Here is a 22,901-nt window from a genome sequence, read left to right as displayed (position 1 = left end):
TCAGGCGCAACCGTGGGACGTATGTTCGCGCCATCTGAGGGTTCACCGTGAACGACGAGAACCCGTTCGACGCCTACCGGGCACGCGTCGAGCGGCCACTCCATCGACTGTTCCGGGAGTACGGCCGGCCACGCCTGGGCTACTTCGCGGTCGGGATGGGCGGCAACTTCGTCGCCCGCGTCGCCAGCCTCCTCCCTCCGCTCGTCCTCGGTGCGGCCGTCGACGGCGTCTTCGGTCCCGGTTCGTACAACCTCCCGCTGATTCCGGCGAGCGCGATTCCCGCCGACCAGCTCGGTCAGTTCTGGTTCTCGGTGTGGCTCATCGCCGGCGCGTTCGTCGTGACGGCCATCTTCACCTACGTCTACGGCGTCGCCGCGAACCTCTTCGCCCACGAGGTGATGCACACCGTCCGCGTCGACAGCTTCGAGAAGATGCAGCGGCTGGACATGGCCTTCTTCGACGACAAGCAGACGGGCGAGGTGATGTCCATCCTCAACAACGACACCCAGAACCTGGAGATGTTCCTCGACAACGCGCTGATGAACTCGGCGCGACTCGTCGTGATGGTGCTCGGCATCGCTGCCGTCCTCTTCTGGCTCAACTGGCAGCTCGCGCTCGTCACGCTCGTCGCCATCCCGCTGATGGTGCTGGCGACGCTCGGGTTCATGCGGGCGGCCGAACCGCGCTACGTCCGCCAGCGCTCGGCGGTGGGCGAACTCAACACCCGCCTCGAAAACTCGCTGTCGGGTATCGAACTCATCAAATCGAGCGGCAGTGAGGGGTTCGAGGTCTCGCGGGTCCGGAAGTCCTCGCGCCGCCTGTTCGACGACACGATGGCCGTCCTCAGGCTCAACTACCTCTACCGGCCGGGCATGGAGATGCTCGCGGGCCTCTCGTTCGCCGCGACGTTCCTCGTCGGCGGCCTGTGGCTCGTCAGCGGCCCGCCGGGGCCGTTCACTCTCGGACTCACCGCCGGGGAACTCATCACGTTCCTGTTCATGACCCAGCGGTTCGTCACGCCGCTGGCGGAGGTGTCGAACATCGTCGATCAGTACGAGAACGCCAAAGCCTCTTCCGAGCGCGTCTTCGGCCTGATGGACATCCCCGTCCGGGTGCAGGACGCCCCCGACGCCGTCGAACTGGACGACGTGGCGGGCCGGGTCGAGTACGACGGCGTCGACTTCGCGTACGACGGCGAACTGTCGCTCGCTCCCGACGACGCCGACGTGACCGCCGAAGACGGTGCGGCGACAGCCGCTACAGACGGTTCGGCGACAGCTACCGAGGAGGGGATGGCCATCGGCGCGTCGGCCGGCGAGGAGGTGCTCCACGACGTCACCTTCGACGCTGCCGCGGGCGAGACGGTGGCCGTCGTGGGGCCGACCGGCGCGGGGAAGTCGACCCTGCTGAAACTCCTCCTCCGCCTCTACGAACCGACCGAGGGCGAGATACGCCTCGACGGCTACGCGCTCGACGAGGTGACCGTCCAGAGCCTCCGCCGGAGCGTCGGCTACGTCAGTCAGGACTCGTTCCTCTTCGACGGCACCATCGCCGAGAACGTCGAGTACGGCCACTTCGAGGCGAACGCCGACGAGATTCGCAACGCCGCCCGCGCCGCCGAGGCCCACGAGTTCATCCGTGACCTTCCCGAGGGCTACGAGACACGCGTTGGCGAACGCGGCGTGAAGCTCTCGGGCGGCCAGCGCCAGCGTATCGCCATCGCCCGGACCGTCCTCCAGGACCCGCCGGTGCTCGTGTTGGACGAGGCGACCAGCGCCGTCGACACCGAGACGGAGGCGCTCATCCAGCGGTCGCTCGACCGCCTCTCGGAAGACCGGACGACGCTCGTCATCGCCCACCGCCTCTCGACGGTGAAGAACGCCGACCAGATACTCGTCCTCGACGACGGCGAGGTGGTCGAACGCGGCACCCACGAGCACCTGCTCGCCGAGGACGGCCTCTACGCCACGCTCTGGGGCGTACAGGCCGGCGAACGCTCGCCCGAGGCCGTCGTCGACCGTGGCGACGACTGACGTCTGTTTTAGGCCGGCCAAAAAACCGAAGCGCCTTTGTGGACGCCGGGGAACCGGGTGGTATGGACGGCGGGACCCGGCGGCGAACGGAATCACCCCGTGGAGGGAACTGAGATGGTGGGGGCGTCGCTGCACGGTATCCACACCCGTCTCGACACACTGGCGGACGACGGCCGCTTCGAGGTGGTCTGTGCCCGGACCGGTCGCCGTCCGTTCCCGGCGGCCGACCACCGGTTCCCCTCGCGGTCCGTCGCCGAGGAGGCCGCACGACTCGTCGGACAGTACCGCGCGGCGCTCCGCCGGTACGACCCGACGCTGGCGCGACTGGACCTCGTCGTCTGTGAGTCGGTCCGTGACGGGCGTGACGGCCCGAGGAGGCAGGCGACCGTCGAGTTCTGCCACGACGTCGCGGGGGCGACGTTCGAGGCGCTGTCGGCAGCGGGCCACGACGCGGTCGAACGCGCCGTGATGGACCACTACCTCGCGGCCGCCGAGCGAGTGCTCGACCGCGACGCGCTCTGTCTGGCACTGCTCGACTCGATGGCCGCCGAACTCGACCGGCGACTCACGGTCGAGGAACTGGCGGCGGTCTGCCGGGACGCGGCGCGACGGCTCCCGGAGCCGGTCCGTCACGGCGACCCGCTCGACGACTCGCTGACACGGTTTCGCTCGCTGTCGTTGCTCGACGGTTACGACCGTTCGACCGACCGTGGCTCGTGTTCCGTCGTGCTCTCGGGGTACGCCCTCGCCGAGGAGCGAGTGACGACGCTTCCGCTGGTCGTCGACCTGTCGCGTCGGCACGACACACTTCCGAGGATAGCGAACGCGTGTGCACTCGACGAGGAGACGTGGCGGCTCACCGTCGTGTTCGACGGGCCACCGACGGGGTTGGCGACGGCCGGGTGACGACCGACTCCCTCCCGTCCACGAGTCGCCGTCTTACCACTCCATCCCGCCGTTGACGGCGAGCACCTGTCCGGTCATGTAGCTCGATTCGGGGGAGGCGAGAAACCGGACCATGCCGCTGACGTCCTCGACTTCGGCGAACCGTCGCAGCGGGATTCGCTCCAGAATCTTGTTCTGGACGCGCTCGGGCACCTCCTCGAGCATGTCGGTCTTGACGAACCCCGGCGCGACGCAGTTCGCCGTCGACCCCGAGCGAGCCATCTCCAGGGCGATGGTGCGAGTGAACCCGAACATCCCCGACTTGGTGGTCGCGTAGTTGGCCTGCCCGTAGTTGCCCTGCTGGCCGACGACGCTGGAGATGTTGATGAGACGACCCTGGTCGGACTCCAGGAGGTCGTCGAACAGGCAGTGCGTACAGTTGTAGACGCCGCCGAGATTGACGTCGACGACCCGGTCCCAGTCCTCGCGGGTCATGTTCTTGAACGTCTTGTCGATGGTGATGCCCGCGTTGTTGACCAGCACGTCCACCGGGCCGAACGCCTCGTGGACGTCCTCGCACATCGCCTCGACCTGCGCCTGGTCGGCGACGTCACCCTGCGCGGCGAGGGCGCGACCACCGCCGTCCTCGATGTGGTCGACGACCTCGGCGGCCTCCGCTTCCGACGAGCGGTAGTTCACGACGACGTCCGCCCCGTACTTCCCCAGTTCGGTGGCGATACCACGGCCGATACCACGCGAACCGCCGGTCACGAGACAGGTCTGCCCCGAGAGCATGTCGCTCGACATGCTAGCATCCTGAAAGCGGGAGGTGATAGTCCTTTCTCGTGTTGTCCGGCTGAAAGACGGACTCGGCGGCGACACGGCCGTCCGGGACCGACTCGGTGACGGCCCCGCTCTCGCCGACTACTCCTCGTCGGCTTCGAGACCGTCCAGCCACTCCTGTGCGCGTGTCTCGCCAACGCCGGCGGCCTCCGCGACCGTCTCGGCGTCCGACTCGGCGAGGTCCGAGACGGTCTCGATACCCGCCTCGCGCAGGCGTTCGGCGTACGTCGGTCCGATACCGTCGACGACTTCGACGCCCTCGCCCGCGACGCCGGCGGGACCGGCGTCTTCGTCTTCGACGTCGGCCCGTGCTTCCTCGACGTCGTCGGAGACGTCCGCTTCGGCCTCGCTCTCCGATGCAGCAGCATCGCTCACGACGACTTCGACGTCCTCCTCCTCGGGGACGTCGGCGAACGTACTCTGGGTCTCCTCGTCCGCGTCCACGCTCTTCTCGTGGTACCACTCGGCGACCTTCGGCCAGACCTCCTCGTGGGAACTGCCCGAGACGGAGAGCCCGATGTGCCCCGTCGGGTACTCGATGACCGTCACGTCGTCGCTCCCGACGACGTCGTTGAACGGCTTCGAGGCTCCCGGCGGGATGAGGTGGTCGTACTCGCCGAGAATCTGGAGGATGGGGACGTCGATGCTCGTCACGTCGACGTGCTGACCGTCCAGTTCCAGTTCGTTCTTGTACAGCTTGTTGTCCTGGTAGATGTCCTCGAGGAACTCGACGTACGCCGCGCCGGCGACGTCGATGCCCTCCGAGAGCCAGCGCTCCATGCGCGCGAAGTTCTCGACGAAGTCCTCGTTCTCGACGTTGTCGTAGAGCCGGACGTACTTCGAGACGTAGTTGGCGATGGGATCCATCAGCGCGAACCCCACGTCGAGGAACTCGCTGGGCATGTTGCCGTACACCTCGGTGACGTCCCGTGGGTCGTAGTAGTCGTCGTCGCCCCACGTCTCGAGGACGCCGCCCGAACTGTCGAAACAGAGGCCGGCGGCCATCAGCCCCAGGGCGTTGACCTTCTCCTGGTGGAGCGCGGTGTACATCACCGACATCGTCCCGCCCATGCAGTAGCCGAGGACGTTGATCTTCTCCTGGCCGGAGCGCTCGCGGACCTCGTCGACGCAGTTCTCGATGTAGCGGTTGACGTAGTCGTCGAGCGTCAGATGGCGGTCGAGCCGCGACGGCTCGTTCCAGTCGATGAGGTAGACGTCGTGACCGGCTTCGAGCAGCCGGCGCACCACCGAGCGGTCGGGCTGGAGGTCGAGGATGAACGGCTTGTTGATGAGCGCGTAGATGACGAGGATGGGCACCTCGCTCTGCTCGTCGGTCTGGGACTCGTAGTGGACGAGTTCCAGCTTGTTCTCCCGGTAGACGACCTCGCTGGGTGTCTCGCCGACGTCGACGGACTCGATGGTGTCGAGTCGGTCGTCGGCCACTTCTGCACGCTCGAACGCGCCCGTCGTCGCCTCCAGCAGTTCGCGCTGGGTGTTGACCGCGAGGTCGAACGGGTTGGGGAACGACTGCTCGCGGCTCATTCGTCCTCCAGGTGGTCGAGGATGCGGTCGAGTTTGTCCTCGACGTCCTGCTGGCGGCGTTCGAGTTCGACGAGGCGGCCGGCGATCTCGTCGACGTCGCCCCGGGTCGAGAACCCGAGCTGTGAGAGCGTCTCCTCGCTGACCTCGTTCGTCTCACGCTGGAGGTCCATCATCGCCTCGACCATCGAGCCCTGGGAGGCGGCGAACGCCGAGGTGCTCATGACCTCCTTGAACGCGTCGTTGGCGCTGCGGAGCCAGATGTCGCGGAACTCGGTGAACGAGACGTCCTCGCCCTCGGCGGCGTCGGTGACGCGCTCGTACATCTGGTCGGCGGCGTCCATCCACACCTCGTAGGCGCGACCGTACGACTCGACGCTCTCGGTCATCGTCTCCTCGTCGAGCATCGTCGACTCGACGCCCTCGGCCCACGAGTCCATGAACTTGGCCTGCGCCTCCATGTTCTGCTCGACGGAGCGTGCCATCGCCTCGTTCATCCGCTCGGCCATGTTCAGCCAGTTGTACTGAGTGTCCTCGCTCATTCTCCGTCGGCCTCCGTTCGTCGCTGAAGCTCGTCGACCTGTTCTTGCATGCGGTCGACCTGCTCGCGGTACTGTTCGAGCTGCTTCTCGAACGTCTCGCGGAACTGCTCGGCCTGCTGCTCGAACGCCTCGTTCATCTCGTCGGCCTGCCCCTCCATCTCCGACTGGAACCGCTCGTACTGTTCGAGGGACTCCTGCATCGTCGTGATGGTGCGCTCCTGGACGTCCTCGTGGGCCTCCAGCAGCGCCTCGATCTGCGCTTCGAGCGCGTCGAGGTACGCCTCCGAGAACTCGTCGTACTCGTCGACGGAGCGCTCCATACCCTCGCTGGTGGTCTCGAACGCCTCCTCGTGGGCGTCGAGCAGGTTGTCGAACCCCTCGTCGACGGAGCGGCGCATCTCGCGGACACCACGACTCCCCATGCCGGGGGTCGTCATCGTCTCGACGGCGTCAAGGTACGCGTGGATGCCGTCGCGGGCGAACTCGACGCCCGTGCGCTGGGTCTCCTCCTGGGTCTCCACCCCGTCGAGCATCGCGCGGTTCATGCGGCGCTGGAAGTCGAGCGAGCGCTCGAACGCCTGCTGGCCCTGCTTGACGGCGTCGCGCTGGAGTTCGAATGCGGTGCTCATCGGTCCGGTGTAGCTGTTGTCAGTCATCTGAATTACCTCGGTTGCGTTTGATCGGGACGACCACGGTCTGCACGATGTCTCCCTCCTCGATGTCGAGGGCTTCTCGCTCGGCGTCCGGAATCGAGATTCGTCCGCCACTCTGGACCCGGGTCTTGAACATCGCCAACTGGCTCATCGCGCCCAACTGCGACGGGACGGAGTCGGCCATGCCGGCCATCCCGTTGGCGTCGAACACGCGCCGGAGGTACTGCTGCTGGCGGTCCAGCGCTTCCTCTGACGCCTCCTGGAACTCCCGCGCGAACAGCGCGGGCGGCCACATCGGGTCTCGGTCGTCGGACATCGTCACCTGGAGTCAGGAGACTGCGAGGCTTAAACGTTGCTCCGATTTACCATCTACTACCATTTGCTACCATCGAGTACCAATCGTCGAAACAGTTTTCCACGCCGATGACCTTCGTGTCCTCATGAGCACAGGTCGTGTCGCGAGTGCGAGCCGCGTCATTAATACGCACGGCGTCGAAGGAGGGTGCGAATGAGCTACACGCCCCCGTCGCTGTTCGAACCGTGGGTCCGAACGTCCGAGTTCTTCGTCGACAGTGTCGTCGCCGCCAACCGAGCGACCGCCGCCGCCTTCGGCGTCCCGGTGGCCGACGACGACACACCGACCGGCGACACCGACACCGAGGACCGCCTCGTCCCCGACGGCGACCTACCCGAGTGGGACACCGAGACGACCGTCGAGTCGTGGGAGAACGTTAGCGTCGGCGACAGCGTCCGCTTCACCAAGACCGTCACCGAACGCGACGTCGAGCGCTTCGCCGCCGCGAGCGGGGACACCAACCCGCTCCACCTCGACGAGACGTACGCCGCCGACACCCGGTTCGAGGGTCGAATCGCCCACGGGACGCTCGTCGCGGGCCTCATCAGCGCGGCGCTCGCTCGCTACCCGGGCAACGTCATCTACCTCTCACAGGATTTGGAGTTCCTCAAGCCGGTCCGTATCGGCGACCGCATCACCGCGGACGTCGAGATCGTCGAGTCCTTCGGCGACGACCGCTACCGACTCACGACGGAGGTCCTCAGCGGAGACGCGACCGTCATCGACGGCGAAGCCGTCGTCCTCATCGACCGAGCGCCGGCCGACGAGTAACTCGACGACGCGCCCGCTACTGCCCGCACCGCTCGCGGTCCACTCCGTTCGCCCCTCGACGGTCGGAGACGTTCGCTCACGTGTTCGCTCGCGGCTCTCCACTCACGGCTCCCGACGGTCGCCGTTCGTGCTTGCGCGGTTCTCCTTCGCTTCGCTCGGTCCGAACCGCGCTACTTCTCCACGGTCAACAGTGCCACCCGCTCGCGGACCAGTTCGGACAGCGAGGCGTCGGTCGCCGCCCGCTCCGCGTCGGTGACGTCGTAGAACGAACAGACCCGTCTCTCGTCGTACTGCCCGAGCGTCTCCGCAGGTTCCAGCAGTTCCGCGACGGCCTCGGCGGCCGCCCGCTCGTCGGACACGTCTCTACCGGCAGGGCCGCCGCCGTGAACCACGACCACGACCGGCACCTCACCCTCGCTCACGCCGAGTGCGAGCGCCTGGTTTATCTGCCGCCGACCCGCCGCGTAGAGCAGTATCTCGACGCCGCGGTCACGGGCGATGGTCTCGCCACGCTCGAAGGCGCGGTCCGCCAACTCGACCGCTCGCCGGAGGTGGGCTTCGTCGACCACCGTACGGGCGTCGAACGCCTGCACCGCACAGTCGTGCTCCTCGCCGATGGCTCCGAGGTCCGCGACGAACGCGTCGACCGACTCGACGGTCGCTCGGCCTTCGACCAGCTCCATCAGTAGTCACCGAGGCTGGTCTGGTCTTCTTCCTCCGGGTCGTCCGCTTCGACGGCCAGCGCGGCGGACTTCGCGTCGGGGTCTTCCCGGACGCCGTCCATCGCGGGGTCGTCACGCCCCGCGTTCTGGAGGATGGACTCGGCGGTCTGGGTCCGACCGCGCAGTGCTCCGAGGACGACGGATTTGTCGGCTTCGCGGAGGCCAGCGCGGTCCTCGATGCCCGCCTCGTAGAGCCGTCGGGCACGCTTGCGCCCGACGCCGCGGACGCCCGCGAGGTCGATGAGGTCCTCGCCGACGCCGTGTTTGACCCGGACCCGTGCTTCACGAATCGAGGGGGCGATGGTCAGGTCGAGTTCCCCCGCGAGGCGTTCTGCGGCACCCAGTAGCCACTCGGCGGTGTCGACCTTCCCGCGCACGTCGCCGGGGCCGACGCCGTAGCGCTCGGCGAGACGCTCCTCCTCGACCTCGCTGGCCCAGTCTTCGAGCATCCGCGCGGTCTTGAGCGCCGACAGCCAGTCCTCGAACCGGCCGTCCTCGAACTCGCTGGGCATCGCCCCGAGGAACTCCGACTCGCGTTCGTAGGCGAGCATCGTGTACTGCTCGCGGTCGCCCGACCGGAGGTAGAGGTCGTACATGTCCGGCGTGCGACTGACGAGGTGGTACAGCCCCATCGCCGTCGTGTCCGTCGTCCCACGGAGACCGTCGATGATCTCGGCGGCGCTCATCGGGTCGAGGTACAGGCGGGAGACGGTGTGACCGATGCTCGTCGCGGCCAGCGAGTCCCCGTCCTTTTCGAGGAACTCGTTGGCGACGAGGTACGCGACCACGTCGTCGGTCACCCGTTCGAGGCGGCCGGGTTCGTCGGTCTGGGTGGCATAGAGCGTCTGTTCGAGGAAACTCAGGAGACTCTCTCGTGAGTCGGCAAAGCCGCTGGCGACGGTGGCCAGTACGTGCGTCCGCAGGGCGGGTTCGGCGGCGAGTTTCGACTGGACGGCCTCGGGGTCCGCCCAGACGTACCGCTCGAACAGTTCGTCCAACTCGTCGTGGCTGTTCGCCAGCAGCAAGGCCTCGCCGTACGGGTCGAGTCCGGGGCGACCCGCCCGCCCGAACATCTGGTGGACTTCGAGGACCGAGAGCGGGGCCATCCCGCCCACCGACCCGTCGTAGCGTCGCCAGTCCCGGACGACGACCCGCCGTGAGGGCGTGTTGACGCCCGCCGCGAGCGTCGGTGTCGCGCTGACGACCCTGATGAGGCGGTCCTGGAACGCCTCCTCGACCAGCGAGCGGTGGTCACGGGCGAGGCCCGCGTGGTGGAACGCCGCGCCCTGCTCGACGGCCTTCGCCAGGTCGTCGCTCGTCTCGGTGTCGCTCACCTCTCGAATCTCGGCGGCCACCTCGCCGAGCGCCTCCCGCTCTTCGTTCGTCAGTGTCTCCGCGACGACGCCCGCCAGTCGTTTGGCCGCCCCCTCCGCGTTGCGCCGGGAGTTGACGAACACGAGCGTCGACCCGTCCTCGTCGAGCGTGTCACGGACGATAGCGGAGGTGGGTTTCTCGTTGCCTCTGACGGGGAGTTCGCGTTTGTCGCCGTCGTCGAAGTGCAGCGCCTGTCCGTAGTGGACGCCCGTGCGTAACTCGATGGGTCGCCACTCCGAGTCGACGAGTTCGGCGTCCAGCCAGTCGGCCATCTGTTCGGCGTTGCCGACGGTGGCCGACAGCGCGACGGTCTGGAGGTTCGGGTTCAGCCGCCGGAGCTTGGCGAGCGTGACTTCCAGCGTGGGGCCGCGGTGGGCGTCGTCGACGAGGTGGACCTCGTCGCTGACGACACACGAGAGGTCGTCGATCCACGACGCGCCGTTGCGCACCAGCGAGTCCACCTTCTCGCTGGTGGCGACGACGATGTCCGACGAGGAGAGCCACTCGCCTTCGGACTCGTAGTTGCCCGTCGAGACACCGACGGAGAGCCCGTACTGCTCGAACTGCTCGAACTCCTCCTGTTTCTCCGAGGCCAGTGCCCGCAACGGGACGATGTACAGCGCCTTCCCGCCACGGGCCACGCTGGAGAGCATCGCCAGTTCCGCGATGAGCGTCTTGCCCGACGCCGTGGGGACGGAGGCGACGAGGCTGTCGCCCTCCGTGACGCCCTTCTCGACGGCTTCCGCCTGTGGTGGGTAGAGTTCCTCGATACCGCCATCCCGCAAGTGCCCCGGCAGCCACTCGGGAACCTCGGGGACGTCGTCGACGTTCATTGCCCACGATTACGCGTCCCCGTTTTTAAACACTCGCCACTCGCGGCGAACGTGGAACTGGTCGGCGTGAGGCTCACGTCGGTAGCCCGCGAAGCGACGCTATGCGACCCTGGCCGCAGGCACGTGGGCCGCCCGTCGAAGCCGAGACGACGCTCGACCCGACGTTCCCGGTCGTCGACAGGGATCCGGAACGGACCGGTTCGGACGCGACCTACGACCCCGACTCGGGACAGGTTCGGTTCGCCGCGATACACCGACCCGACGGCGACGTCTACCGAACGGTTCCCGCCGAACGCTGGGCGGAGTTGGAGAGCGTCCAACTCGCCAGAGTCGGACTGAACGCGTTCACGACCGACTGGCTCGGTGACACCGAGGTTCGTGGCGCGTGCGGGGACCCGCTCCCTCGCGTCTGGGTCGTCTACCCCGTCGTCTACGAGGACGACCAGCGTCGGACCGTCCGGAACGCACCGACGGTGTCGTACGACGAGGTTCTGGGGACCGTCCCCGCGCGCGTCGAGACGACGCTTCACCTCGGCGACGAGTCGTTCCAGTTCGAACACCCCGTCACCGTTGAGCGACTGGAATCGGTCCACGGTCGGAACTTCCGGTGACCGGCCGAGCGCCACCCCTTTCTCACCTCCCGACCAAGCCGGCCACATGCGCATCGAGTACGACCGCGACACCTGCATCGGGATGTACCAGTGTGTCGCCGAGTGGGACGGTTTCTCGAAGGACATGGACGCCGGGAAGGCCGTCCTGGAGGACAGTGAGGAGATCGAAGACGGCGTGTTCAGCCGCGAGATTCCCGCAGACGCGGAACTGGACGCGAAGTTCGCCGCGCGGGTCTGTCCCGTCGACGCCATCGAGGTGTTCGACGACGACGGCGAGCAGATAATCTGAGCGTCGCTGGATGCTCTCTCGACGGAGCGACTCTCCGTGGGCGGCTTACGAGATTTCGTCGTACTGCTCGGAGAGCTTCTCGGCCGCGTCGTCCATCAGTTCGACCTCGTAGTCGTCGCGCTCCCACTCGACGACCTCCTCGACGCCGTTCGCGCCCAGTTTGACGGGGACGCCGAAGGCGGTGTCTTCGTAGCCGTACTCGCCGTCGAGGACGACGCTTCCCGGGAGGACCTCGCCGGTGTCGTGGAGGATGGCCTCGACCATGTGGGCGACGCCGGTCGCCGGCCCCCACTGGGTCGCGCCCTTGCGCTCGATGACGTCCATCGCGGACTCCTGGAGTTCACCGAGGATGGTCTCGCGTTCGTCGGCGGTGAACTCGGGGTCACGCCCGTCGACGCGGACCTTCGAGAACATCGGGACCTGCGCGTCGCCGTGTTCGCCGAGGATGGTCGCCTCGACGTTCTTCACGGGCACGTCGAAGCGCTGGGAGAGCACGTAGCGAAAGCGCGCGGAGTCGAGGCGACCGCCGAAGCCGATGACCTCGTTCCGGTCGCGGTCGCCCGTCTCGTAGAGGTGGCGGTTGAGCAGGTCGACGGGGTTCGACGTCGTCACGGAGACGAAGTCGTCGTTGTGCTCGGCGAGCGACGAGCCGATGTCGTCCATGATGGGGGCGTTGTCGCCCGCGAGGTCGATACGGGTCTGGCCGGGCTGCCGTGGGATGCCGGCGGTGATGACGACGACGTCCGACCCGGCGGTGTCCTCGTAGCCCCCCTGCACGACCGTCGTGTTCGAGTCGTAGGCGACGCCGTGGTTCGTGTCGGCGGCCTGCCCGACCGTCTCGTCTTCCTTGTCCGGGATGTCCACGAAGACGAGTTCGTCCACGATGTCACGCAGCGCGAGGTTGTACCCGGCCGCGGCACCGACCGTGCCGGCCGCTCCGACGACACTCACTTTTGCCATGTCCGGTATCTCCCGCGGACAGTGGTTAAGCGCTTCGAAGCGCCGTATCTCGCCGATTAGCGACCCCTTTCCAATCGCCGCCGCACCCTCCTTCCTGGCTCACGTTGTCACGCGCCACGAGCCAGTAGCTACCACTGTTCACGACCGCCGGTCGCGGCGCTCGCTCCGAACCGCGCATCCACTCGCGGGTCGCTTCCGCTCCCCGCTCGTCGCTCCGAGACTCTCGGTCGCTCGCGGTCCCTCCGAGTCTCGCATCCACTACGTTTTTCGGTTCAGCCGACCGTATCCGGTGGTATGAGTGACTTCGACAAGGAGGCGGAACGCGAGAAACTCCGCGAGCAGTTCGCCGAGGACGACCGGGAGCGCGAGTCGACCCAGCGGATGAGCGAACTGCTCCTCCAGGGGGCGACGATGACGAACAGACACTGCGACGTCCACGGCGACCCCGTCTTCCGCTACGACGGCCAGGAGTTCTGCCCGACCTGTCGCTCCGAGGGCCAGCAGCCCCGAGCGACCGAGGCGCCCACGGCTCCCGAACAGCAGGACGGCGCGGCGGCCGAGCGGTCGCCCGCCGAGGTGTCGTCGGCCGACGCGCCCGACGCCCGCCGACCGGTCGAGCCCGAGGGTCAGCACTCGGAGCAGTCGCCGGCCCCCGACGAGTCGTCATCTCCCCCCGAGGAGTCACTCGCCGACCTGTCGCCGGGGGATATCGCCGGTGCGGACTGGGCTCCCGACCCCGACCCGACCACGGACCCGGACGCGACACGGCAGGCGGACGCCCCCCGACAGAGCCGGCCCGCGGCGTCCCACGCCGACCTCTCTGACGCTCGTGCCTCGCTCGCCCGGACGGTGACGCGGTTCACCGAGCAGGCCGAGGGGGCCGACGACCTCGCTCGCGCTCGGGAGTACCTCGCCGCCGTCGAGGACGCCGCGAACGCGCTCGAAGCCGTCAGGAACGCCGAGAAGTAGCGGCGCCTCGGCCCGAACGAGCGCACGCTCCTCACGGGTGCTACAGTCTCGAACGACGGCGTTCACTCGTAGTCGCTGCCGACGACCTCTCGGATTCGCTCGGCCGTGACCGCCCCGACGCCAGCGACCTCCAGCAGGTCGTCCTCACTGGCGGTCATCACCGCCTCGACGCTCCCGAAGTGCTCCAGCAGCGAGCGGGCGGTGACCGGTCCCACGTCGGCGATAGAGCCGACGACGTACTCCTGCTGTTCGGTGAGCGTCTTCGCGGCCTTCTCGCCGTGGACGCTCACCGACCGCTTCGACTCCTCCTGTTCGCGCCGGGCGATGACCTCGACGAGGTCGGCGGTGTCGGTCTCGTCGGTCGTCCGCAGAATCGAGGCCCCGAAGTCGACGGCGAGCGAGGCGAGCGCTCCCCGGATGGCGTTGGGGTGGACGTTGCGCGCGCCGTAGAGGTCCTCGCCCTCGACGACGACCACGGGCCGCGAGTAGTGGCGGGCGGCGTCTTTCACCTGCTCGAACATCGAGCGGTCGCCGCCGACGAGCGTGTCGAGGAAGTCGTCGACGGACTTGCGCTCGACGACGACCCGGTCCGAGAGGACGTAGTCACCGACCGCGAGCGTCTCCAGGCGCGTGGTGATGCCGTCGCGCGTCGAGAGGTCCCGCGCGATGGTCGCGTCGAGTTCGCGCTGGTCGACGACGATTTCGACCGTCTCGCCGTCGCCACGGGCGGTCGCCACGGGAGCGTCGTCGTCCCGTTCACTCCCCCCATCCCGTCCGTCTCCGCCGTCGTCTGGTCCGTCCGCCGTCGGGGCGTCGGCGTCGTCCGCCCCGTCGGTCGTGCCGGCGAACGAGTCGAGGCCCGACTGCCCGTCCGTCCCCCCACCGTTTCCGGTCGACGCACCCACACGGTCGTTCGGTTTCGTGTCGGCAGTGCCATCACTTTCACCCGAGGTGTCGGCCCCGCCGTTGGTGGCCGCGTCACCGGCCGTCGCGTCCGCGTTCGACTGTTCGGTCGCGTCCTCGAAGTCGTCGAGGCCGTGCTGTCCGAGTTCCTCGTTGACCTCGTCGGCGGCGTTCTTGAGGTCGTTCAACTCCTCGGCCATCCGCTTCTCCTCGCGCCGCGAAATCCAGAAGTACGCCTCGTCGCGGGTGTCCTCGGCGAGCAGGACGTGGACCTTCCCCTCGGTCTGGCGGCCGGTCCGGCCCTTGCGCTGGATGGCTCGGATGCCCTTCGGGACGGGTTCGTAGAACAAGACGAGGTCCACCTCGGGGACGTCCAGTCCCTCCTCGGCGACGCTCGTCGAGACGAGCACCTCGAACTCCCCCCGACGGAACGCGTCGAGCGTCTCCTGTTGTTGTTTCTGGGTCATCCCGTCGGAGCCCTCCTTGTCGCCCTGCCCGACGAACTTGTGCGTCGAGAAGTGGTTGCCGAAGAAGTCGGTGAGCGTCTCGGCGGTGTCGCGGGACTCGGTGAAGACGATGACGCGTTCGCCGTTCTCGATGCCGAGCGTCTGGGCCAGCAGGATGCGTGCCCGGCGGAACTTCGGGTGGAGGTCGTCGAACGCCTCGGCGCGACGCATCGCCTCCTGGACGCGCGGCTCCGAGACGAACCGCTGGGACGCCTTCGACGCCCCCGAGGAGCGTGCGGCGTTGCGCTGGCGCTCGAAGTACCGGCGCAGCGACTCGACGGACTGGGTCTCGACGAGTTCGACCGCCCGCCGGAGCTTCATTATCTCGGCGTGGGCGGACATCCCCTGATACCCCTCCGACTGGTCGTTGCTCATCATCTGCTGGAGCTCCGAGCGAATCGAGTTGAGGTCCCGCTGGGACATCTCGGGGTTCGTCGAGCGCGTGACGCCCAACTGTTTCAGCTTCTCCAGTCGGTCGGTGATGACCTCGTTGAGCGCGTCGCGTATCTCGATGACCGTCTCGGGCAACTCGACGCGCTCCCACTCCACCTCGGTCTTGTGGGTGAACTCGCTCACGTCGGAGTCGCCCTCGGTCATCACCGCCACCTCGCGCAGGCCGAGGTTCTCACTCACTATCAGTATCTCCTCCTTGTCGCCACCCGGCGACGCGCTCATCCCGGTGACGAGCGGGTTTTCTGCATCTTCGTGGTAGCGCTCGGCGATGTAGCAGTAGGCGTAGTCGCCGGTCGCGCGGTGACACTCGTCGAAGGTGAGGTGGGTGACGTCGCGCAGCGAGATGCGGTTGCCGACGAGGTCGTTCTCGACGACCTGCGGCGTGGCGATGACGACCCGTGCGGAGTCCCACAGTTCGGCCCGGTCGTCGGGTCTGACCTCGCCCGTGAAGACGACGATGTCGTCGTCCGGAACCGTCAGCGCCTCGCGGTAGAAGTCGGCGTGCTGGTTGACGAGCGGTTTCGTCGGCGCGAGGAAGAGCGCCTTCCCGCCGGCTTCGTGGAGGCGCTGGGCGGTGACGAGGAGGCTCACCGCCGTCTTGCCGAGACCCGTCGGGAGACAGACCAGCGTGTGGTCGCGGAGCGCGGCCTCGGCGAGTTCGACCTGATACTCCCGGCGCTGGAGCAGGCCCGGCGTGAGAAGCGGGCCGTCGATGAGTTCGGTGTCCGACTCGCTACTGGCCGCCATTTGAGGGTAGTGACGCGCGTTCGTGGTTAAGGGTTCGCGTATCGCGGTGAAAGTGAACCGGCGCCCCCCGAGCGCGTCGAGTGGTTCAGTACCGAACCCTGCGGGCCGCTTCGAGTGTCCCGAACGGTACACTCCCGAACAAGACTTATTACCTATCGAACAGGTGTCTTGCGCATGTCAGACGTCTCGACGGTGTTCGATGTCCTCGCTTCGGCGTCCCGGCGGCGACTGCTCGTCACACTGTGTGACGTCGAGAGCATCGACGTGTCGAGCGGCCGGTTCACGCGTTCGGGGACCGCACTCGAACCGGCCGGAGGAGCGTCGTGCTCCGGGGACGGAGACGGTCCGGCCGAGAACGCGCTCCAGTTGTACCACGCCGACCTGCCGAAACTGGAGGCCGAGGGGGTCGTCGAGTGGGACCGCGAACGGGGCCGGGTCTCCCGTGGTCCCCGGTTCGGCGTCTACGAACCGGTCGTCCGCCTGCTCGCCACGAACGACCAGGTCCTGCCGGGGCCGTTCTGCTGAGCCTTCCGTCCGGCGTCACCCCACGACCTGTACCACGAGGAGGATGGTACCCACCGAGGCGACGGTGGTGAGAAACACGTTCGCCGAGGCGAGGTCGGCGTCCCCTCCGAGTTCGCTCGCGTAGACGAACGTCGAGACGGCCGTCGGCATGGCGAGCATCAGGACGCCCGCACGGGTCGTCGAGGGGTCCGCCGCCAGCGTCCGGAAGGTCACCAGCGCGACGACGGGCATGACGACCAGTTTGACGAGGAGGACCGCCCCGACCGTCGAGCGGTCGGGGAGCGTGCCCGCCAGCGACAGCGACGCGCCGATGGCGAGCAGCGCGGCCGGGAGCGCGAGGTCGGCGACCACACCGAGTGCCGTCGACACCGTCGCGGGGACGGTCACGTCGAACGCCGCACAGCCGAGGCCGGCTCCCAGCGCGAGCAACACCGGGTTGGTGAGTAGCCCGCGTAGTTCCTCGCCGAGGGCCGCGTCCGCGTCGGTGAGGAACGCGAACACCCCCAGTGTGAGCGGCACCTGTGTCAACGCGCCGACACCGAGCAGGAGGCTCGCTTTCGCGGTCACGACCCCGCCGAACGCCGCCGCCGTGATGGGGAGTCCGAGGAAACCGAGGTTGCAGTGGTACGACTGGACGACGGCGACGCTCCGGACGGCCGGCGAGGACTCGTTGCGGTGGACGACCCAGCCGACGGCCGCGACGACGACCAGCACCGCCCAGAACCCGACGACGAGTCGCGGTTCCAGCACCTCGGCGAGGTTACGTCCGGCGGTCGACCCGAACACGAGTGCCGGGAGCGCGACGTAGAACGCCACCGCCGTGAGTCGGTCTCGCCACGACTCGGTCAGGAGGCCGACTCGTCGCCCGGCGATGCCGAGCGCCAGTACGACGAGCAGGTAGAGCAGGTTCGAGACGACACTCACTGGGAGTGCGTCCGTCGGGGGGTCGGTTCGGTGTTGCGTTTCGTGGCGCTACGACCCCCCCGGCACCAGCCCCGCGATACGGTCGGCGTACTGCATCGCCAGCGTCCCGAGCACGCTCATGACGAGCACGTAGCCGACGGCGAAGGCGGGAATCGTCCCCGAGAGCACCGTCGAACTCGCGCCCGCCACGAGCGCCGCGATGATGAGCGAGAACTCCCCGCGGGTGACCATGCCGGCGGCGACGCGCACCGACCGCCGGTGGTCGAGCCCGTAGACCCGTTGGCCCGTCAGGTAGCCCGAGACGAGTTTCGACGCGGTGGTGAGGACGACGGCGACGGCGAGCAGACCGACGACCGCCCCCACCAGCCCCAGTTCGGTCGTCAGGCCGATGTAGAAGAAGAAGACGGCGGCGAACACGTCGCGGATGGGGGCGAGCAGTCGTTCGAGGGCGTGGACGTGCTGGGTCGAGGAGAACCCCATCCCGACGAAGAAGGCGGCGACGGCCTCGCTGACGCCGAGTTCGAGTGCCACGCCGCCCACCAGCGTCGTCACGGCCACCGCCCGCAGGACGAACAGTTCGTTGGAGTCGACGTCGAGGTAGCGTGCGAACAGCGCGTCCCCCTTCGCCACGCCGGCGACGAGCACCAGCAGGAAGCCGGCGGCGACACCGACGCCCTCCACGGCCGTCGCCAGGTCGCCACCGCCGAAGACGATAGCCGACAGCACCGCGAGGTAGAGGGCGATGGCGAGGTCCTCGAAGACGAGCGTCCCGAGCATCGGTTCGGACTCGGCGTTGGCGATCCACCCCAGGTCGATGAGCGACTTCGTGATGACGGCGCTGGAGGAGACGTAGACGACCCCGCCGAGGACGAACGCCTCGACCGGCGACCACCCGGCGGCGAGGCCGATGGCCATCCCGACCGGGAAGTTCACGCCGAGGTCGAGCAGGCCCGCCGACAGCAGGCGGTCACGACTCGCCAGCAGGCGGTCGACGCTGAACTCCAGTCCGAGGAAGAACAGCAGGAAGACGATGCCCAACTCCGCCCCGAGCGCGACGAACTCGCTGGCTGGCTGTGGCACCAGCGGGGTCGTCTCCGGGAGGACGCGGGTCGCCAGTTCCCCGACACCGATGCCCGCGACGATGTACAGCGGGATGACCGACACGCCCAGTCGTCGGGCGACGACCCCCGCGACGACGAGCGCGAGGAACATCGCGCCGACGGCCAGCAGCGTCGTCCCCTCAGCCATCCACGTCTCCGGTCACCACGTCGTCGAGTCGCCGGCACGCCTCCCGCGACCCGAGGACGACGAGCGTGTCGTCGGCCCGAATCGTCGTGTCGGCACCGGGGTTCTCGATGGTCTCACCGCCGCGCTGGACGGCGACCACCGAGACGCCGAGGTTCTGACGCAGCCGCGACTCGGCGAGCGTCTGACCGACCAGCGGGGAGTCACCCATCACCTTCGCCCACTCGATGAGCGTGTCGTCCGAGAGCACCGTCTCGATGCTCTCAGTGCGGATGGGCTGGAAGTACGCGCCCTCCATGATGGTCCCGACCTGTCGGGCGAGACGGTCGGAGAGCGTGAACAGCTTCTCGGCGTCCGCGTCCTCCGATTCGCGGAGGAACAGCTCTCGCTTGCCCGTGTTGTGGATGACGATGACGAGCCGAGTGTCGCCGTCGAGTTCCACCTCGAACTTCTTGCCGACACCGGGGAGGTCGCTCTCGTAGACGGTCATGCCTCCACGGAGCGGCCCTCGGGACATAAATCGTCGCTCGGGGCGCTCCCTCGACCCACCCACTGGCTCCCGGTCCGACTCCCGCCGGCCCGGCCGTTCGCCACACGCGCCAACCCCTTCGTTTCGGGTCCAGAACCGTGACACTCGGCGGCGTCTGACGATGGTGAACGTCTACCGCGTCTGCCGTGTGTCTGACGGACGTTCGCCCGCCGGTCGCTCGGTCGACCGGCACCGGACGTTGACGTCCCACCGTTGGTTTATCCGTCTCCGTCTGACGCCTGGCTGCCGAACGTCTGCCGACCGGCTGACGACGGCGGTCTCGACGTGGCCGACGGCGCTGTCGCTCGGTGGTGCGCGTTTCCACGTCCCCCTCAGCGTGGCGGCCGTCAGAGGACGCCGGGGAGGAGCCAGCCGAGCGTGACGCCGACGGCCGCCGCCGGCGGGATGGTGAGGTTGTCGTCGACGACGTAGCTGGCGACGACGGGCTTGACGCCGTCGGCGAGCGTCGCCGCGGCCGCCCCGACGACGGCCGGAGCGAGCGCGAGGCCGACACCGAACGCGATGGCGAGACAGACGGCGAACATCGCCAGTAGCGACGGCGCGCCCTTGACCGACTGGAGTTCACCCGACCCGACGAGACCGCTGACCGGGTCGCCGAGCGCGAGCATCAGCATCCCCGCGACGGCCGCGCCGGGGACGGTACTCGGCGGGAACAGCCACGCGACGGCCGCCATCGACAGCAGATACAGCGCGTACCCCGCGAGGTTCTCCTGCTCGTACTCGCGGGTCAGCGTGTCGAACAGTCGCCAGTTGACGACCCCGGAGAGGCGCAGCGCCTCCAGAAGCAGGCCGCCGAGGGCGGCGACGCTCCAGGCGACCTGCACCCAGAACCACGGCAGGTCGAACAGGAGGTACGCGAGCGGGATGGTCGCGCCGGTGGCGTGGACCATCCGGCGCTGGACCTCGGCGGGGACCACCACGGGGCTACTCGACCGGGTCGCCCCAGTCGGCGAGGTCGCCGCCGGTCCGGAGGGCGGTGATGGCGGCGGGCAGGTCCTCGACCGACAGACGGATCTGATCGGTCGAGTCGCGGTCACGGAGCGTCACGGTGTCGTTCTCCAGTGTCTCGTAGTCGACGGTGACGCCGTAGGGCGTCCCGACCTCGTCCTGGCGGCGGTAGCGCCGACCGATGGCTCCCGAGTCGTCGTAGGTCGCGCTCAGGCCGGCCTGCCGGAGCGTGCCCGCGAGGTCACGCGCCCGGTCGTCCATGCCGTCCTTGCTCATCAGCGGGAAGACGCCGACGGTCGTCGGCGCGACCTCCGCGGGGAGACCGAGGTACGACCGGGTCTCACCGTCGACCTCGTCGGTCTCCAGTGCGTGGTCGAGCACGGTGTAGACGAGTCGGTCGACGCCGAACGACGGTTCGACGACGTGTGGTGTGACGTGTTCGCCGGCCTCGGTCACTTCCTCGACGTGGTAGTCGACGGCGTCGGCGGGGACGCCCCACGCCGTGCCGTTCGCCTCCACCCTGATGACGTCGTCGTCGCTCAGGTTCTCGAACTGCTCGTCGCCGGCGGCGGCCATCCGGTCGAGTTCCGCGGCGATGTCGCCCGCGGCGCTACCGAACTCGGGACCGAGGACGCTCATATCCGGGTCGACGACCGCACGCTCGACGGTGACCGGGTCGTCGTACTGCTGGAAGACGGTGAAGTCCGCGTCGGCGTACTTCGCGTGCTTCGAGAGGTCGTAGTCCCCCCGGTAGGCGAAGCCTGTTATCTCGATCCAGTTGCCGTCGACCTCCGCCTCGGCGTCCCAGCAGTCGCTCGCGTAGTGCGCGAGTTCGCCGGGGAGGTGCTGGCGATACCGGAACCGCTCCATGTCGACGCCGATGCGCTCGTAGAACGAGCGGGCCAGTCCGAGGTAGAACGCCACCCAGTCGCTCGTGACGACGTTCTCGTCGACGGCCTCCGCCACGGTCAGCGTCTCGATGTCGCCGTCGCCCTGCTGGGCGTCGGCGGAGTACAGCGGTAGTTCGACGTCCGCGACCCGTTCGAGCGGCGGTTCGTCGGTCTCGGGGTCGACGAAGTGTTCGAGTTCCGCCTGCGTGAACTCCCGGACGCGGACGAGACCGCGCCGCGGGGAGATCTCGTTGCGGTAGGCGCGACCGATCTGGGCGACGCCGAACGGCAACTGGTTGCGGGCGTACTCTTTGAGCCGCGAGAACTCGACGAAGATGCCCTGTGCGGTCTCCGGGCGGAGGTAGCCGGCCTGTGAGGAACCGGGGCCGATGGCCGTCTCGAACATGAGGTTGAAGTCCGTCACGTCGACGCCCGCGAGCGGTTCGCCACACGCCGGGCAGTCGAGCCCGTGGTCCACGATGAGGGCTTCGACCTGCTCGGTCGGGAGCGCCTCGGCGTCGGCGACGTCCGTCGCGTCCTCGACGAGGTGGTCGGCGCGGTGGGACTCGCCACACGAGGGACACTCGACGATCATGTCGTCGAACGTGTCGAGGTGGCCCGACGCCTCGAAGACGGGTTCGGGCATGACGGTCGGGGCGTCGATCTCCATGTGGCCCTCGCGGGTGACGAACCGGTCGCGCCAGGCGTCCTCGACCTGCTGTTTCAGCGTCGCACCCTCCGGGCCGTAGGTGTAGAAGCCGGCGACACCGCCGTAGGCCTCGCTGGCCTGGAAGAAGAACCCACGCCGCTTCGCCAGTTCCATCAGGTCGGTCTCGGGGTGTTCGTCGGATGCGTCGCTCATAGCGCCTTCAGCAGGTCCATGTCCTGGACGATACCCACGAGGTCGTTGCCGCTCACGAGGGGTATCTGTTCGATGTCGTGTCTGAGCATCTCGCGGGCGGCGTGCTGGGCGGTCTTCGTCCGCGAGACGGTCACTAGCTCGTCGCTCATGAACTCGCGGGCGGTACCCGCGGGGAACTCGACGTCCCGCGTCGGCACGTAGCGGTTGCCGACGGCCTTGATGCCCTCCCACTTCCAGTCGTCGTCCTCGTCGGCGATGGAGTCGCCCGTCTCGCCCTCGCCCTCGACGACCTTCGCCACCTCGATGAGGTCGGCCTCGGTGACGATGCCGACGATGTCGACGTCGCCCTCGTCGTCCTCGCCGACGACGATACCGTACGGGACGTCCGCGTGCGAGAGTTCGCGCTCGACGACCGCCAGCGGGGTCTCGGCGTAGACACAGTTGACCTCGCGGGTCGCCAGCACACCGACCTCGCTGTCGCCGTCGGCGTTCCCCTCGGCGATAGCCCGGACGACGTCCGTGATGGTGACGATTCCCTCCAGCGTGTCGCCGTCGACGACCGGCACCCGGCGCGCGTCGTGTTCGCGCATCACCGCGGCGAGTTCCTCGAGCGAGGCGTCCGAACCGATGGTCGGGCCGTCCTCGACCAGCAACGCGAGCTGGTCCTCGTCGGGGTTGTTGATGAGACCCTCTCGGGAGACGAGGCCACGGAACACCTCGCCGTCCTCGTTCGGTTTCACGACGGCGACGGAGGAGAACTCGCCCGTGCGGAGATACTCCAGCGCGTCGTCGCGGTTGCCCGGCAGGGACACCGACACGACCTCGTCGCCCGGCGTCATGGCGTCTGCGACGTTCATGATGCACACTGACTCCGCCCGCGTACAAAGGCGTTGCACATCCACGACGCGGGTTCACACGACGGCCGCCGCATTCGCTCGCCCCCACGGCCCGGTCGACGGCCCGTCGCAC

General features: G+C 68.2%; 22 protein-coding genes. 7 read left to right on the top strand and 15 right to left on the bottom strand.

The genetic code is table 11. The annotated features are described in order from the left end of the window. Nucleotides 1–47 precede the first annotated feature (47 nt). Together GQS65_RS09805 and GQS65_RS09800 are read left to right on the top strand one after the other, a co-directional pair. A complete protein-coding gene (locus tag GQS65_RS09805) occupies nucleotides 48–2,033 on the top strand; it encodes an ABC transporter transmembrane domain-containing protein (RefSeq protein ID WP_368280025.1) in 1,986 nt (661 codons plus the stop codon). Between the two features lie 114 nt (nucleotides 2,034–2,147). Continuing rightward, nucleotides 2,148–2,939, top strand: a complete 792-nt coding sequence (locus tag GQS65_RS09800) for a DUF7551 domain-containing protein (RefSeq protein WP_158204419.1) — start codon at nucleotides 2,148–2,150, stop codon at nucleotides 2,937–2,939. Nucleotides 2,940–2,972: 33 nt separating this feature from the next. Here GQS65_RS09800 and fabG read toward each other — a convergent pair whose 3' ends face one another. From fabG to GQS65_RS09775, 5 genes are all read right to left on the bottom strand, one after another. Further along, on the bottom strand, nucleotides 2,973–3,713 hold the full coding sequence (gene fabG / locus GQS65_RS09795; RefSeq protein WP_158204665.1) for a 3-oxoacyl-[acyl-carrier-protein] reductase: 741 nt from the start codon (nucleotides 3,711–3,713) through the stop codon (nucleotides 2,973–2,975). 129 nt (nucleotides 3,714–3,842) lie between these two features. Then, nucleotides 3,843–5,303, bottom strand: a complete 1,461-nt coding sequence (gene phaC / locus GQS65_RS09790; protein WP_158204418.1) for a class III poly(R)-hydroxyalkanoic acid synthase subunit PhaC — start codon at nucleotides 5,301–5,303, stop codon at nucleotides 3,843–3,845. Further along, nucleotides 5,300–5,842: a poly(R)-hydroxyalkanoic acid synthase subunit PhaE gene (locus tag GQS65_RS09785; RefSeq protein ID WP_158204417.1), complete on the bottom strand. Its 543-nt coding sequence runs from the start codon at nucleotides 5,840–5,842 to the stop codon at nucleotides 5,300–5,302. Before GQS65_RS09785 ends, phaC begins: the two co-directional genes overlap by 4 nt. Then, nucleotides 5,839–6,498: a hypothetical protein gene (locus GQS65_RS09780; RefSeq protein WP_158204416.1), complete on the bottom strand. Its 660-nt coding sequence runs from the start codon at nucleotides 6,496–6,498 to the stop codon at nucleotides 5,839–5,841. Before GQS65_RS09780 ends, GQS65_RS09785 begins: the two co-directional genes overlap by 4 nt. Further along, nucleotides 6,491–6,811: an AbrB/MazE/SpoVT family DNA-binding domain-containing protein gene (locus tag GQS65_RS09775; RefSeq protein ID WP_158204415.1), complete on the bottom strand. Its 321-nt coding sequence runs from the start codon at nucleotides 6,809–6,811 to the stop codon at nucleotides 6,491–6,493. Before GQS65_RS09775 ends, GQS65_RS09780 begins: the two co-directional genes overlap by 8 nt. Nucleotides 6,812–7,003: 192 nt before the next feature. Between GQS65_RS09775 and GQS65_RS09770 the strand changes: the two genes are divergently transcribed. Next, nucleotides 7,004–7,621, top strand: a complete 618-nt coding sequence (locus GQS65_RS09770; protein WP_158204414.1) for a MaoC family dehydratase — start codon at nucleotides 7,004–7,006, stop codon at nucleotides 7,619–7,621. A gap of 170 nt (nucleotides 7,622–7,791) precedes the next feature. Here GQS65_RS09770 and cgi121 read toward each other — a convergent pair whose 3' ends face one another. Together cgi121 and GQS65_RS09760 are read right to left on the bottom strand one after the other, a co-directional pair. Beyond that, on the bottom strand, nucleotides 7,792–8,304 hold the full coding sequence (cgi121, locus tag GQS65_RS09765; RefSeq protein ID WP_158204413.1) for a KEOPS complex subunit Cgi121: 513 nt from the start codon (nucleotides 8,302–8,304) through the stop codon (nucleotides 7,792–7,794). After that, nucleotides 8,304–10,550, bottom strand: a complete 2,247-nt coding sequence (locus GQS65_RS09760) for an ATP-dependent DNA helicase (protein WP_158204412.1) — start codon at nucleotides 10,548–10,550, stop codon at nucleotides 8,304–8,306. Before GQS65_RS09760 ends, cgi121 begins: the two co-directional genes overlap by 1 nt. 101 nt (nucleotides 10,551–10,651) lie before the next feature. On the opposite strand from GQS65_RS09760, the gene GQS65_RS09755 reads away from it, so the two are divergent. After that, nucleotides 10,652–11,161 carry a hypothetical protein gene (locus GQS65_RS09755; protein ID WP_158204411.1) on the top strand — a complete coding sequence of 170 codons (510 nt, stop codon included), beginning with the start codon at nucleotides 10,652–10,654 and terminating at the stop codon, nucleotides 11,159–11,161. Nucleotides 11,162–11,207: 46 nt separating this feature from the next. Then, entirely contained in the window at nucleotides 11,208–11,450 is a 243-nt protein-coding gene (locus GQS65_RS09750) for a ferredoxin (RefSeq protein WP_158204410.1), read from the top strand. Nucleotides 11,451–11,495: 45 nt separating this feature from the next. On the opposite strand, the gene mdh is transcribed toward GQS65_RS09750, so the two are convergent. Further along, nucleotides 11,496–12,410 carry a malate dehydrogenase gene (mdh, locus tag GQS65_RS09745; RefSeq protein WP_158204409.1) on the bottom strand — a complete coding sequence of 305 codons (915 nt, stop codon included), beginning with the start codon at nucleotides 12,408–12,410 and terminating at the stop codon, nucleotides 11,496–11,498. 294 nt (nucleotides 12,411–12,704) lie between these two features. Here mdh and GQS65_RS09740 point away from each other — a divergent pair, with 294 nt between their 5' ends. Further along, nucleotides 12,705–13,379, top strand: coding sequence for an Sjogren's syndrome/scleroderma autoantigen 1 family protein (locus GQS65_RS09740; protein WP_158204408.1), 675 nt, complete (start codon nucleotides 12,705–12,707; stop codon nucleotides 13,377–13,379). 62 nt (nucleotides 13,380–13,441) lie between these two features. Here the strand turns inward: GQS65_RS09740 and GQS65_RS09735 are convergent, their stop codons facing one another. Beyond that, nucleotides 13,442–15,988, bottom strand: a complete 2,547-nt coding sequence (locus GQS65_RS09735; protein ID WP_158204407.1) for a DEAD/DEAH box helicase — start codon at nucleotides 15,986–15,988, stop codon at nucleotides 13,442–13,444. A 174-nt stretch (nucleotides 15,989–16,162) separates the two neighbouring features. Here GQS65_RS09735 and GQS65_RS09730 point away from each other — a divergent pair, with 174 nt between their 5' ends. After that, nucleotides 16,163–16,513: a DUF7344 domain-containing protein gene (locus GQS65_RS09730; RefSeq protein WP_158204406.1), complete on the top strand. Its 351-nt coding sequence runs from the start codon at nucleotides 16,163–16,165 to the stop codon at nucleotides 16,511–16,513. A 15-nt stretch (nucleotides 16,514–16,528) separates the two neighbouring features. On the opposite strand, the gene GQS65_RS09725 is transcribed toward GQS65_RS09730, so the two are convergent. From GQS65_RS09725 to GQS65_RS09700, 6 genes are all read right to left on the bottom strand, one after another. Further along, nucleotides 16,529–17,437: an AEC family transporter gene (locus tag GQS65_RS09725; RefSeq protein ID WP_368280021.1), complete on the bottom strand. Its 909-nt coding sequence runs from the start codon at nucleotides 17,435–17,437 to the stop codon at nucleotides 16,529–16,531. A gap of 48 nt (nucleotides 17,438–17,485) precedes the next feature. Beyond that, nucleotides 17,486–18,685: a cation:proton antiporter gene (locus tag GQS65_RS09720; RefSeq protein WP_158204405.1), complete on the bottom strand. Its 1,200-nt coding sequence runs from the start codon at nucleotides 18,683–18,685 to the stop codon at nucleotides 17,486–17,488. After that, on the bottom strand, nucleotides 18,678–19,172 hold the full coding sequence (locus GQS65_RS09715) for a cation:proton antiporter regulatory subunit (RefSeq protein WP_158204404.1): 495 nt from the start codon (nucleotides 19,170–19,172) through the stop codon (nucleotides 18,678–18,680). Before GQS65_RS09715 ends, GQS65_RS09720 begins: the two co-directional genes overlap by 8 nt. Nucleotides 19,173–19,558: 386 nt before the next feature. Continuing rightward, nucleotides 19,559–20,122, bottom strand: a complete 564-nt coding sequence (locus tag GQS65_RS09710) for a dolichol kinase (protein ID WP_158204663.1) — start codon at nucleotides 20,120–20,122, stop codon at nucleotides 19,559–19,561. A 34-nt stretch (nucleotides 20,123–20,156) separates the two neighbouring features. After that, nucleotides 20,157–21,932 carry a glycine--tRNA ligase gene (gene glyS, locus GQS65_RS09705; protein WP_158204403.1) on the bottom strand — a complete coding sequence of 592 codons (1,776 nt, stop codon included), beginning with the start codon at nucleotides 21,930–21,932 and terminating at the stop codon, nucleotides 20,157–20,159. Continuing rightward, complete coding sequence (locus tag GQS65_RS09700) at nucleotides 21,929–22,789, bottom strand: CBS domain-containing protein (RefSeq protein ID WP_158204402.1); 861 nt, start codon at nucleotides 22,787–22,789, stop codon at nucleotides 21,929–21,931. Before GQS65_RS09700 ends, glyS begins: the two co-directional genes overlap by 4 nt. Nucleotides 22,790–22,901 lie beyond the last annotated feature (112 nt).

Origin of the sequence: Halomarina oriensis, assembly GCF_009791395.1 — an archaeon.
In the GTDB taxonomy this organism is placed as follows: Archaea; Halobacteriota; Halobacteria; order Halobacteriales; family Haloarculaceae; genus Halomarina; species Halomarina oriensis.
Note: the sequence above shows the minus strand (reverse complement) of the source record. Positions and strands in the feature narration are given on the sequence as shown.